Below are 12,578 nucleotides of genomic sequence, written 5' to 3'. Positions count from 1 at the left end.
CGACCGCCTTGCCTCTGACCTACATATCAAGAAAAGTCAGTAGGTCCGCCATGACGTCTTTACAGCTTTTTGCCGAACGCTCTGCCACTACGTATCAGCCCGCAAGCGCTGTTTCGTCGCTTTATACCAGCCTTTTGCGCACACCTGCCGAGACCGCGCCGGATGCCGTACGCGGCTTTCTTGAGCAGCAACTGCTGGTCGCGAAAGCGCTGCCCTGCGACCTCCCGGCAGACCTCGCGCAATTGCCCGAATGGGTCGCTGGCAACAGTCAGTCCGTGGCCGAGCGCTATGCGCAATACCTGCAGGAGCGCCACGCGGGCGGCGGGCGCAGATTCTTCAGCAACAAGGCTCAAGCCCTGTATTTCCTGCAGCAGGTTGCGCCGAGCAAACTGGTCGATGGCGCGTGGTTGTACGGCACGGTAAAGCATGCCGATGACTGGCGCTATCACGGTCTGATTCGCACCTATCTTGAAGAGTTGGGCGACGGTGAGCCAGCACTCAACCATGTGCTGTTGTACCGCAATCTGCTCAGCGAGCACGACTGCGCGCCCAATACCCTGCTCGATGAAGTCCTTTATCTGCAAGGTACCATTCAACTGGCGCTGGGGCGTTTATCCGATGAGTTCCTGCCTGAGGTCCTGGGCTATAACCTCGGTTATGAGCAACTGCCCCTGCATTTGCTGATTACCGCCTTTGAACTCAGTGAGCTGGGCATTGATCCCTACTATTTCACCCTGCATGTAACCATCGACAATGCAAGCTCCGGCCATGCGTACAAGGCTGTTCAGGCCGTCATGGATTTGTTGCCCAGTGATGCCGACAGGAGCGATTTCCTCACCCGGCTGCGTAACGGCTACTTGCTCAATGACCTCGGCGCAAATTCCACCGAGGTGATCCACTCGTTTGATCTGGAGCATGAAGTTATCGCCATGCTCGAAGCCAAGAGCACCTTTGGTCAGCACATGCATTCCGATTATTGCCGACTGGAAGGTCGCACCATCAATGACTGGCTGGCCACGCCCGGACAAAGCAGGCAACTGCTCGTCGCCTTGGAACAAAAGGGCTGGATCAAGCGTCATCAGGACCCTCAGGACAGCCGTTTCTGGCAGCTTGTCGACGGTCCGGGAGCGGTAATGTTCGGCGTATTCAATGGCTATGAACTGCAATTGCTCAAGGACTGGATTGCCGGTGACTGGCAGGACAATGAGCCAGGCCGTGCCACCAATCCGTTTCGCGCACGTTTTCGTCGACGTAACAGTGCAATGGCGACGCAGCAGCCGAGCCAGGTTGCAACGCTGCCCATTGAGCAGCTCATCGCATTGATCGCTCCGGATTCCCACCCAACGCCCGAAGGCCTGGCCGCTACCAGAGCCTATGCCCGGCAGCTTGCTCAAGGAGGCCTGACCCGATGAACCGGACCCATATGATTGATCCGGCCCTCATGGATGCCGACCTAGCAGAGGAAACCCATGATCTGGCTTTGCTCCAGCTCGGTGAGTATCTGCAGTCCGAGCGCTATCGATTCGTCACGGTGACACCGCTGACCCATCAACGGGTCAATGCGCGGGAGGAAAACCGCGTCGCGCGCTCGCTCAGAGATGTATTCGGCTGGAACCGCCCGTTCGACAATGACTTGCTCCCTGAGCAGGAATTGAAGGCGCTGCTCGACAGTGGGGTATTGCGCGTTCACGCGGGAATGTGGGTCAGTGATGTGCGTTGGTCGAGCCTGGATAACCTGTTGTTCGTCCACTCGAGTTTCCCCACGCTGGCCAATGATTCGGTGTTTTTTGGCCCGGATACCTATCGCTTCGCTCAGGCGATCGAAGAGCATCTGCGTACCACTGCGCGTCCGATTCACGCGGCGGTAGATATCGGTTGTGGCAGTGGCGTGGGCGCCATTCTTATCGCCAGGGCACGCCGGGACGCGAATGTTCTGGCAGTGGACATCAATCCCACCGCGCTGCGATTTACTGCAGTCAACGCCTCACTGGCGGGCGCGCCGAATGTATCGGTGTATCACAGCGATATCCTCACCGGTACCACAGGCGATTTCGATCTGATCGTCGCCAACCCGCCGTATATGCAGGACACGCAGCAACGTGCTTATCGCCATGGTGGTGAGCAACTGGGCTCGGAGTTGTCGGTGCGCATCCTCGAACAGGCCATCAAGCGGCTGACCCCCGGCGGCAGCCTGGTGCTGTATACCGGCGCGCCTTCGGTGGATGGCATTGATCTGTTCCTCGAACAGGCGCGGCCGCTGATCGACACCGCCGACCTGGCCTGGACCTATCGCGAGATGGACCCTGACGTGTTCGGCGAAGAACTGGAGACAACCACCTACCGCGAGGCTGACAGGATTGCCGCCGTGGTATTGACCGTCACCAGAAGGGCACAGGTGTAGACCATCCAGCTCAATGGACGAATTGTGAATAGGCTCTTTATTCGGAAACGATTATTTCCTATACTTCGTCCATGAGCAAAAAATCAGACATCTCTGTTCGCCCCGGCCGACCCCGCGAGTTTGATACCGACGCGGCGCTGGACAAGGCCATCACGCGCTTTAGCGAGTATGGCTTCCACGGCACCTCGATTTCGGACCTGAACACATGCCTTGGCTTGACGTCGGGCAGTATCTACAAGGCCTGGGGCGACAAGCGCAGGCTGTTCCTGGCGGCGTTGGATCGCTACATGCTGTTGCGCGGGGAGGCTATCAGCGCTTGCCTGGCCGGCGAATACACGGGGCGAGACAAAATCGAAGCCCTGCTCAAACACTATGCGTGGCTCAGCGGTGAAGCGGTCGGGCGCACCGGGTGCCTGGTCATCGAAACTGCCGTTGAGCTTGCCCTGGCCGACGCCGAGGTGGCCGCTTTGATCGCGGCCCAACAGCACAGGCGTGAAGTGCAACTCTTGCGGCTCATCGAGGACGCGCAGCGCGACGGCTCGGTACGCAGCGACCTGAATGCAGCCATGTTCGCAAAAATGCTGCTGGCCCTTCAGCAGGGTATGCGGGTATTGGGCAAAACCGGTTCAAGGGAAGAGGACATGCAAGGCGTGGTGGCCGAATTGATGCGATTGCTTGAGTAACATTTTAATCAATTAGGAAATGATCAATTCCATATATGGGAGGCCGTTATGAATATTCGCTCGGAACAACCCGACCGTGTCGGTGCCGATTCATGCAGCAGACGAACTTCTGGCAGCAGTTTCGCCATGCCAGTGCGCGGGTCGATGAGGTCAATATTCACTACGTCGAGGGGGGCGAAGGCCCGCCCGTTGTACTGATCCCGGGCTGGCCGCAGAGCTGGTACGCGTGGCGTTACGTGATGCCGCCACTGGTGGCGGCCGGTCATCGAGTGATCGCGATTGATCCCCGCGGAATGGGCGAGAGTGACGCGCCCGCAAGTGGCTATGACCTAGCCAGCGTTGCCGCTGAATTGCATCAGTTTGCCCAGTTGACCGGGCTGTTGGATAACGGGCCGATCGATGTCGTGGGGCATGACGTGGGCAGTTGGATGGCCTATGCCTGGGCGGCAGACTGGCGCCCGGACGTGCGTCGCGTGGCGCTGCTCGATGCCCTGATCCCTGGACTTTCGGCGCCCCGCACCGACTTGTCGATTGACGAAGCCAATCGGCGCAGCTGGCATTTTGCGTTCAACCAGCTCGATGGCCTGTCCGAAGTGCTGATAGCAGGACGCGAAGAGGCGTTTCTCACCTGGCTGTTTCGCGCCAAGTCGCTGCAGCCCTGGACCATCACCGCCGAAGATATTGCCCTGTATGCCCGCCAGTTGGCGGCTCCCGGCGCGTTGCGCGCGGTGACCGGTTATTACCAGTCTGCATTTTCCCTTGAAGGCATTGCCGCGAACCACCTGCGCGCTGAAACACCGCTCGACATTCCGCTGCTGGCGTTGGGTGCTGAGCGCGGCTTGGGGGAGCATATGGTCAGCGCCCTGCAGAGGCTGGCGAGCAACGTGCGGGGTGACGTCGTGCGCAACGCCGGACATTACCTGCCGGAAGAAGCCGCGAATCGCATAGCCGACGAATTGGTGGATTTCCTCGGCAAGCAACAAGGGGAATAGGGGGCCCGTGTTCCCTATTCCCTTGGCGGGATCAGCGAGGCTCAAGCCATCCGCGCGCCACTGGCCTTGTCGAACACATGGATATGCTCGCAGCGGCCGCGCAACTGGATTGCCTGACCCAGCTTGAGATCGTCCCGGCGCGACAGGGATGCCACCATTGGCGTCTCTGCGCAGCGTCCGTAGACATGGCTTTCCGCGCCCGTCGGCTCGATCAGGTCGACCGTAAAAGGCAGCGAAAATCCTGTCTCCGGTACGGCTGCCAGGGTCAAGTGCTCCGGGCGAATGCCCATGACGACCGGGCTTGAGGCGGCCAGGTCGATGCGCCGTTCCAATGCAATCTGCTGGCTGCCCACTTTGATGAACGAAGTGCTTTCATCGTGCTCCAGTACGCCTTCGAGCAGGTTCATGGCCGGTGAGCCGATGAAGGTGGCGACGAACAAATTGGCCGGCCGGTCATAGACTTCGATGGGTGCGCCGACCTGCTCGATGCGACCGGCGTTCATGACCACGATCAGGTCGGACATGGTCATGGCCTCCATTTGATCGTGGGTCACGTAGATGGCTGTTGTGCCCAGCTTGCGTTGCAGGGTGCGGATCTCGATGCGCATCTGCACCCGCAGCTTGGCGTCCAGGTTCGACAGCGGTTCGTCGAACAGAAATACCTGGGGGTGACGCACGATGGCGCGGCCCATGGCGACCCGCTGACGCTGCCCGCCGGACAGCGCCTTGGGATAGCGATCGAGGTAGTTCGACAGGCCCAGCATGGCCGCTGTTTCCTTTACCGCTGCGTCGATACGCGCCGGCGACTCTTTGCGCAGGTGCAGGCTGAAGCCCATGTTCTGCGCCACCGTCATGTGCGGATACAAGGCGTAGTTCTGGAACACCATGGCGATGTCCCGGTCCTTGGGCGAGATATCGTTGATGACCCGACCATTGAGTTCTATGGCGCCGGACGTCACCGACTCCAGGCCCGCGATCATGCGCAGCAGGGTTGATTTTCCACAGCCCGAGGCGCCGACGAGCGAGACGAACTGACCGTCGGCAATGTTCAGGTCAATGCCGTGCAATACCGGTATTGCGCCGTAGTTCTTGCGCAGTTGCTGAATGTTTACGGTTGCCATATCGAGAGAACACCCTATGCCGGACCCACTGATTCAGGAAAGACGCACGACCTTGGTGAGGTGGCGCGGCGCGGTGCTGTCCAGGTTTTTGTACTGGGCCAGGCGTTCGCCAAACAGCTGCAGGGCCGGGAGGATTTCCAGGCTGCGGCCCAGACCGGTGCGGGTGACGTCGATGGAAATGTCACCCGGCCCGTCGAAGCCGATCACCAGCGCACCTTTTTCCTTGAGTTCGGCGTACAGCGTTGCTTCTTCATCAGCCGTCTGCGGGCTGTAGATCAGCACCACGCAGGTCTTGGCGTCCACCAGGCTGATGGGGCCATGGCGATATTCCATTGGGTGAAACACCTGGGTGTAGGTCAGGCTCATCTCTTGCAGTTTCAATGCACCTTCGCTGGCCAGGCCGTAATAGGCGCCGCCGCCCAGGTAGACGAAGTGCGAGCGCGACAGCACGCTGTCGCTCAACTGCCGGTCCAGGGCCTGCATGGCCTGTTCGGCGCGCGCGAGGATGGCTTCTTCGATCTGAACACTGGCCAGACGCAGGCCGAGCAACAGCATCAGGCTGGCCGAGCTGCTCATGACGATGCCTTCCAGGGCGTGGGTCGGGGCGAACAGTACTTCATCGCTGCACTTGGCCAGGCTGCTGGCGCTTTCACAGGTAATGCCCAGGGTCTTCAGGCCACGCACGCGGCTGGCCTGTACGGCCTGCACGGTCTCGGTGGATTCGCCACTGCGCGACAGGGCGATGACCTGAGCATCCTGATAATTGGCTAGATAGGCTTCGGGGCGCCGCGCCCACTCGCCGCCCGGTACGGCGATGGCGCGCTTGCCGTTGAGGTTCAGTGCGCTGGCGACCACCTGAGCCAGGTAGTAAGAAGTGCCACAGCCGACTACCACGATAGTCGCGGCATTGAGGGTCGGCAGGCTCTGGGTCAGGGCAGGGGCCCAGAATGGAAACTGCTCGACGATAACTTGTTCAGTGACATTCATGAATAGAGTCCTTGAGGCGCTATTTGGTCGCGCCGGCAATCAGCCCGCGCACGAGGAAACGGTTGAGGAAAATCACCAGCAGAACTGGCGGCAGCATGGCGACGACACCTGCGGCGTTCATCAGGCCGTAGTCGACGTAGTTGCGGGTGACGAATTCCGGAATCAGCACCGTCAGCGACTTGGTCGCCAGTGACGGGGAGAACACCAGGGGCACCATGAACTGGCCCCAGGCGCTGAGAAAGGTGAGGATCGCCGTGGCGATAAGGCCCGGCGCCGCCAGTGGCAGGACGATCCGCAGCAGGGTGTAGGTACGGCTTGCGCCATCGAGCCAGGCGGCTTCTTCCAGCGACACCGGCAAGGACTGATACACGCTGCGCATCAACCACAGGGCCAGGGGCAGGAACGCCGATACGTAGATCAGTGTCACGCCCAGATAAGTGTCGATCAGGTGCAGGGAAATCATCAGGCGGTACAGCGGGATCATCACGGTGTAGGCCGGCACGGCCATGCTCGCCACGACGAGACCGAACAGCAGGTTGCGCCCGGGAAAACGCAACCTGACGAAGGCATAGCCACCAAAGGCGGCGGCGACCAGGGTCACCAGAGTCGCGGCGACCGAGGTCACCAGACTGTTGATGAAGGCCCGGGAGAACTGCGGCCAGACCGACTGCACTTCATTGCCCTGGGAGGTGCTGCTGGCACCGAACAGCTTGGCAAAATGCTCCAGGGTCGGGTGTTGTGGCCACAGGCTCAGATGGTCACTGAGCATGTCCCTGGGATCGGTGAAACTGGTGATCACCGCCCAGTACACCGGCCCCAGGGACCACAGCACGAGGATGAGCACGGCCAGGGCAAAGCCGGCCTTGCCGAGCAATTGCAGGGTAAGTTTGCGCATCAGTCGAACCTCGTTTCGCGGTAGACCTTGAGCACGTAGATCATCGAGACCACCAGCGAGGCGATCATGGCCAGGACTGACAGCGCCATGCCGTAGGAGAACTTGAGGTTCTGGAACGCCGACATGTACACCTGGATGATCAGGCTGCGGGTATCCAGGCTCGAGCCGTTGAGGATCCAGGCTTCGTCGAACAGGTTGAAGGCAAACACCGTCGACTGACTGAGGGCAATGGCCAGGCCACCGGCAATCAGCGGCAGGGTGATCATGCGAAAACACTTGATCCGCCCGGCACCGTCCAGCTTCGCCGCTTCATAAAGGTCTGCGGGAATGGCCTGCAACGCCGCCAGCAGGATGATTGCGGTGAGGGGCAACATGCGCCAGACATGGACCAGCGCCACTAACAGCAATGCGGTGTTGTGATCGTTGAACCACACCACGTTCTCGTCGAGCAGCCCCACCGCCTTCAGCAGGTTGTTCAGCAGGCCGTAGCTGGGGTTGTAGATCCACAGCCAGACCAGGGCATTGACCACTGGCGGCAGGCACCAGGGCAGCACCAGTACCGCCAGCAACCACTGCCGACCACGACGTACCTTGTTGAGCAACAGGGCGGCGCCCAGGCCTCCGGCCGTCTCCAGCACCACGGCCAGCACCACGTAGACCAGGGTGTTCCAGGTGGCGTGCTGGACGTTGCTGTCTGTGGTCAGGTTCTGGTAATTAAGCAGCCCGACGAAGGGCGTGCCCGGGCGCATCGGGTCGATGCGGTACAGGCTGTCGAGCACCGTGGTCACCAGCGGTACGAAGACCAGGCTGGCCATCACCAGGATAATCGGCAGCACGTACACCAGCCCAAGCCAGGTCTCACCGGGTACGGGACGCAAGCGCTCCCTGAACGAGGCTAGAGTCATCACGGTTGCATCGCGCTCTGGGCTTGTTCAGCGATCTGGGCGACCGCCTGGGCAACGGTCAATTGACCTTTCGCCGCCTGGTTCAGCGCACTGGAAACCGCACTGGTGAATTGTGGATACCAGACCGGCGTACCTTGCTTGAACAGCGGATCGACTAGGCCGGCCTGCTGCAGAATCACGTCACCGCTCTTGAGCTTACCTTCGCTGTTGAGCTGCTTGAGCACGCTGGTGCGGGTCGGCAGGTTGCCCAGGGTTTCATAGCTTTCGATCTGGTTCTGCGGCTTGATGAACCAGTTGATAAAGGTCTTGGCGCCGTCCTTGTTCTTCGCCGTGGCAGGGATCCCCACGGCCTCAGGCAGGCCGATGGTACGGGCAGTGCCGGTAGTGGTGAGCATCAATGCTGCGGCGACGTGATCGGCCACCTGGGATTTGGCCGGATCGCTGTAGACCGCGATATTGCCGGCCCAGCCTGCCAGGTCGAACGAGGCGTCGCCTTTCTTGAACAGCTCTTGGACTTCGACGTCTTTCAGGCCGGTGGCCGCCGGGCTGATCAGGCCTGCCTTGAGGGCCTCCACTTCAAAGGCCAGGGCCTTGTAGCCCGCCGAATCAGGCTTGATGAATTGCGCTTCGAATTTGTCGTTGAACAGCTCGCCGCCAAATACCTTGGTCAACAGATACCAGGCCGTGGCACTGCCTTCGGTGGCCGACAGCGGCAGGGCGATGGGGTACTGGGCAATATTCTTGGCCTTGATGGCCTTGGCGTCGGCCAGCAGTTGCTCCGGCGTGGTCGGTGCCGCAGCGATGCCTGCGCGCTTGAGGTGGTCGCTGTTGTAGATCAGCACCCGAAAGTCGTTGGCGTAGGGCACTGCCAGCAACTGACCATTGAACACAAACAGCTTGGCCGAAGGGATATCGGCAATGGTCGCCGCATCCACGACGCCTTCGAGGGGCTGATACCAGTTGGCGGCACCAAACTGCCCGACCCATGACCAGTCCATTTCGGTGGCGTCACCAGGCGGGCTGCCGGCGATCATCGACGTGGCGATCTTGGTCAGTATCTGGTCCCAGCCCAGGGTCTGGGTTTCCAGAGTCGTGCCCGTCTCGGCGGTCAAGCGGTCGGTCATGGCCTTGGGCAGGGTGCCCCACGGCGGCAACAGGACTTCAGTGGCGGCGGCAGCGCTGGCCGCACTGGCTATGGTCGCGAACGCCGGAATGGCGAACGACAGGGGCAGCATGACGAGCGAAGCGATCAGATGGCGTCGGAGCATGGCAAAACCTCTACATCGGAAAAGGGGAGGTTGATGGCAGTGCAAGGGTGTTGTGCAGGCTTGAAGACAGGTGTTCTATCCACTGGTTATCGGGGTTCCATCCCGCGTTATGGGCTGCGCGCCAGAGTGCACCACCTACCGGCGGCAGGCGTGGCGGGCAGGGGGCTGTGCCCAGGTGCTGGCGCAGTTGTTCGATGATCGACGGATTGGCGAAAACGCCCCCGGCATAGCTCCAGAGCGGCGCGCCTGGTTGACCGATTGCTCGCCAGGCAGCCGTGACGTGTTCGGCCAGATGCCCCGCAGCGGCCTGCAGTACACCGATGGCTGCGTTGTTACCCGCGTCGGCCCAGGCTGAAACCTGCCGGGCCAATGCCGCGACGCTGGCGCGACGGTTAGCTCGTTCATAGACCCAGCCCGCCAGTTGCTCGGGGGCGAGTTGCAGATGCTCAAGCAATGCGCGAGTCAGTTGCTGTTCGTTGCCCCGTCCATCGAGGGTGCGACTGGCAATGACCAGCGCCTGCAAGCCAATCCAGTAGGCGCTGCCTTCGTCGCCGAAAACGTCGCCCCAGCCACCGACCCGCACATAGGGCGCGTCAGGTTCATTGCGACTGGCCCAGGCCATGGAACCGGTGCCCGCCAGTATCAGCACGCCTGCCGAACGGCCGGTAAAGGCACCGTCGAAGGCGATGCGTACGTCGTTTTCCACCGTCACCGGGCAGCGCAGGGCTTGCCGGGCAATGTCCTGCTGGACAAGAGAGCACTCGGCCAGTTCGCCGTGCAGGGGCAGGCCCAATGCGGCCGCCGCGAGGGGAAGGTCGGCGACTGACGTCAGCAGCGCTTGGAGCTGACGTTGCCAGTCAGTGTTGGCCACGGGGTCGAGTCCGCTGGCCACTTCAAGCTTGAGCACCTGGCCCTGGCGATCAGCGATTGCCAGAAGGGTTTTCGAGCCTCCGCTGTCCAGTCCCAGGATGCAGGTGTTCATGCCTTGTGGTCCTCGGCGGCCAGGGCCTGGGCTGAGCCCTTGAGCAGCGGGCTGCCCAGCTCTTGCAGGCGTGCCTGCCATTTGCCGGACAACTGCTCGTCGCTGATGACCGTCAGTGCCGGGCTCAGCGGGGCGACGCGGTACGTCAGGCGCTGGTCGAACTTGCTCGAATCGGCCAGCAACAGAGTGCTCCCGGCCCGTGCCAGCATTTTCTGATTGAGCTGCGCCTCACTGGCGTCGAGGCTGTAGATGCAGGCATCCGGGGCAATGGCGCCAGCTCCGAGAAACAGCTGGTCGAACCAGAGGTTCTCGATCATCGCTTCGGCCAGGGCGCCGACCATCGAGGCGTTCTCTGCACGCAATTGCCCGCCCAGCAGGACAATGGTGATGCCGGGGGTATTCATCAGCACTTGGGCAACATTCAGGCAGTTGGTGAATACCGACAGAGGCAGCGGGTCCAGACGCAGGCGTCGGGCCAGTTGCAGGACGGTGGTCCCGGCGTCGAGAAAGATCGAGGAGCCGGGGACGATCTGCTCGTAGGCCACTTCGGCAATCGCCCGCTTGGCGAACAGGTTCTGGTTTTCCCGCAGGTCGAAGGCGACTTCGACACCGGCGCTCTTGGCGATGCGGGCGCCACCGTGGGTACGGTGGATGGTGCCGTCGGCTTCGAGGCTCAACAGGTCCCGGCGCACGGTGGCCAGGGACGCATCGGCAATATCGGCGATGGTCTGGATGGTGCTCTCGCCATGGCTGTACAGGTGCTGGCAGATCAGCGAAAGGCGTTCGTCTTTGGTCACTGTGAATGCTCGTTAGTGATTCATTGAATGGAAATATAGAGACTAAAAAATCACTGTCAATCAAATTTATGATTGATTTTGATTGTTTGGCTCTCGTAAGGTGACCTCCCAACGTTATCGAGAGGCACCGGTCATGCAAGCTCATTATCTTCAAAAACTAGCGGATGCTCATGCACACGGCAGACCGACAGGGATTACTTCCGTGTGCTCGGCCCATGCTTTGGTGATTGAAGCGGCTTTGCGCGAGGCACTGGGCGACGACGGGCCGGTGCTGATCGAGGCGACCTGTAATCAGGTCAACCATGAGGGCGGCTACACTGGCATGACCCCGACGGACTTTCGCCAGTTTGTCCTGGGCATTGTCGAACGGGTGGGTTTTGATCCCCGGCGCCTGATATTGGGCGGTGATCATCTGGGGCCCAACCCCTGGAAGGAGTTGCCGGCCGAGCAGGCCATGGCCCGGGCCGAGCTGATGCTGGAAGCCTATGCACGGGCCGGTTTTTCCAAAATTCACCTGGACGCCAGCATGGCCTGTGCAGGCGAAAGCGATCCGTTGCCTAGGGCCGTTATTGCCGAGCGCGCAGCCCGCCTGGCTGCTGTGGTCGAGCGTACGGTCAACGCTGCCGGGATGCCGCTGCCGGTGTATGTGATCGGCACTGAGGTGCCAGTGCCGGGCGGGTCGCTGGAAAAGGTCGAAGACCTGGCGGTCACCACACCCGAAGACGCCCGGGAAACCCTGGCGTTGCACCGCCAGGCCTTCGCCGCTCTCGGCCTGCAAAGCGCCTATGGGCGGGTGGTCGGACTGGTGGTGCAGCCGGGCGTCGAGTTCGGTAATGAAAACGTGGTGGTCTACCAGGCCGACAAGGCCCGTGAGCTTAGTGCTGTTCTGCAGCAGGAGCCCCAAGTGGTATTCGAAGCCCACTCCACCGACTACCAGCCAGTCTGCGCACTCAGCGGGCTGGTGCATGACGGATTCGCCATCCTCAAGGTCGGCCCCGGCCTGACCTTCGCCCTGCGCGAGGCGCTGTATGCCCTCGACCAGATTGCCGCGACGCTCCAGCTGTTGCCTGAAGACAAACAGCTGTACCGGGTCATGGAAGCGCTGATGCAGGACGACCCCCATCACTGGAACAAGTATTACCACGGTGACGAGGCAGCGCTGCGGCTGCAGCGGCATTTCAGCTACAGCGATCGCATACGCTATTACTGGCCGTTCGAGACTGCGAGCGAGGCGGTGGATCAGCTATTCACAGCACTGGGCGATCGGCCCATAGCGGAAACCCTGGTCAGCCAATACCTGCCGCAGATCTATCCGCAGGTGGCCAATGGCGCAGGGGATACCACGGCCAGAGGGTTGGTGCTGGCGGTTATCGCTCGCGTGCTGCGTCAGTATCGCGAGGCTTGTGGTGGCGGGGCAGGCCAGGAGGCGAGCCTATCTGCAGGAGAATGCTGAAGTGGTGTGATCCTTGTACCTTGAGTTGATGAGTGACGGGCAGGTGCCGAAACGATAGCTCGCAAGCAACGGATAGCACACAGCCCGGGTCAAC

The 12,578-nt window shown here is 61.2% G+C and carries 12 protein-coding genes; 5 read left to right on the top strand and 7 right to left on the bottom strand.

Features of this window, described 5'->3' with window-relative positions; genetic code table 11:
- The first annotated feature begins 50 nt into the window (after positions 1 to 50).
- From AC1Z24_RS19960 to AC1Z24_RS19945, 4 genes are all read left to right on the top strand, one after another.
- Complete coding sequence (locus AC1Z24_RS19960; protein WP_483742349.1) at positions 51 to 1,412, top strand: iron-containing redox enzyme family protein; 1,362 nt, start codon at positions 51 to 53, stop codon at positions 1,410 to 1,412.
- Positions 1,413 to 1,441: 29 nt separating this feature from the next.
- On the top strand, positions 1,442 to 2,401 hold the full coding sequence (locus AC1Z24_RS19955) for a methyltransferase (RefSeq protein ID WP_483746672.1): 960 nt from the start codon (positions 1,442 to 1,444) through the stop codon (positions 2,399 to 2,401).
- 71 nt (positions 2,402 to 2,472) lie between these two features.
- Entirely contained in the window at positions 2,473 to 3,084 is a 612-nt protein-coding gene (locus tag AC1Z24_RS19950; protein ID WP_483742348.1) for a TetR/AcrR family transcriptional regulator, read from the top strand.
- A gap of 92 nt (positions 3,085 to 3,176) precedes the next feature.
- Positions 3,177 to 4,076: an alpha/beta fold hydrolase gene (locus AC1Z24_RS19945; RefSeq protein WP_483742347.1), complete on the top strand. Its 900-nt coding sequence runs from the start codon at positions 3,177 to 3,179 to the stop codon at positions 4,074 to 4,076.
- 41 nt (positions 4,077 to 4,117) lie between these two features.
- On the opposite strand, the gene AC1Z24_RS19940 is transcribed toward AC1Z24_RS19945, so the two are convergent.
- The 7 genes from AC1Z24_RS19940 to AC1Z24_RS19910 are packed head-to-tail and all read right to left on the bottom strand — an operon-like array spanning position 4,118 to position 11,031.
- Complete coding sequence (locus AC1Z24_RS19940; protein WP_483742346.1) at positions 4,118 to 5,197, bottom strand: ABC transporter ATP-binding protein; 1,080 nt, start codon at positions 5,195 to 5,197, stop codon at positions 4,118 to 4,120.
- A 33-nt stretch (positions 5,198 to 5,230) separates the two neighbouring features.
- On the bottom strand, positions 5,231 to 6,184 hold the full coding sequence (locus AC1Z24_RS19935) for an SIS domain-containing protein (RefSeq protein ID WP_483742345.1): 954 nt from the start codon (positions 6,182 to 6,184) through the stop codon (positions 5,231 to 5,233).
- 19 nt (positions 6,185 to 6,203) lie between these two features.
- Positions 6,204 to 7,079 carry a carbohydrate ABC transporter permease gene (locus AC1Z24_RS19930; protein WP_483742344.1) on the bottom strand — a complete coding sequence of 292 codons (876 nt, stop codon included), beginning with the start codon at positions 7,077 to 7,079 and terminating at the stop codon, positions 6,204 to 6,206.
- The gene (locus AC1Z24_RS19925; RefSeq protein WP_483746671.1) at positions 7,079 to 7,984 is read right to left on the bottom strand and encodes a carbohydrate ABC transporter permease; all 906 of its coding nucleotides are present in this window, start codon (positions 7,982 to 7,984) and stop codon (positions 7,079 to 7,081) included. Before AC1Z24_RS19925 ends, AC1Z24_RS19930 begins: the two co-directional genes overlap by 1 nt.
- The gene (locus tag AC1Z24_RS19920; protein ID WP_483742343.1) at positions 7,984 to 9,252 is read right to left on the bottom strand and encodes an extracellular solute-binding protein; all 1,269 of its coding nucleotides are present in this window, start codon (positions 9,250 to 9,252) and stop codon (positions 7,984 to 7,986) included. The genes AC1Z24_RS19925 and AC1Z24_RS19920 overlap by 1 nt, the downstream gene beginning before the upstream one ends.
- Before the next feature lie 10 nt (positions 9,253 to 9,262).
- Positions 9,263 to 10,234 (bottom strand): N-acetylglucosamine kinase, encoded by a 972-nt coding sequence (locus tag AC1Z24_RS19915; protein WP_483742342.1) that lies wholly within the window; start codon positions 10,232 to 10,234, stop codon positions 9,263 to 9,265.
- Positions 10,231 to 11,031, bottom strand: a complete 801-nt coding sequence (locus tag AC1Z24_RS19910) for a DeoR/GlpR family DNA-binding transcription regulator (RefSeq protein ID WP_483742341.1) — start codon at positions 11,029 to 11,031, stop codon at positions 10,231 to 10,233. Before AC1Z24_RS19910 ends, AC1Z24_RS19915 begins: the two co-directional genes overlap by 4 nt.
- A 202-nt stretch (positions 11,032 to 11,233) precedes the next feature.
- Here AC1Z24_RS19910 and AC1Z24_RS19905 point away from each other — a divergent pair, with 202 nt between their 5' ends.
- Complete coding sequence (locus AC1Z24_RS19905; RefSeq protein ID WP_483742340.1) at positions 11,234 to 12,484, top strand: D-tagatose-bisphosphate aldolase, class II, non-catalytic subunit; 1,251 nt, start codon at positions 11,234 to 11,236, stop codon at positions 12,482 to 12,484.
- Positions 12,485 to 12,578: the final 94 nt, after the last annotated feature.

The sequence above is a fragment of the Pseudomonas sp. JL23 genome (assembly GCF_056933585.1).
This window is presented reverse-complemented; position numbering and strand designations above follow the sequence as displayed.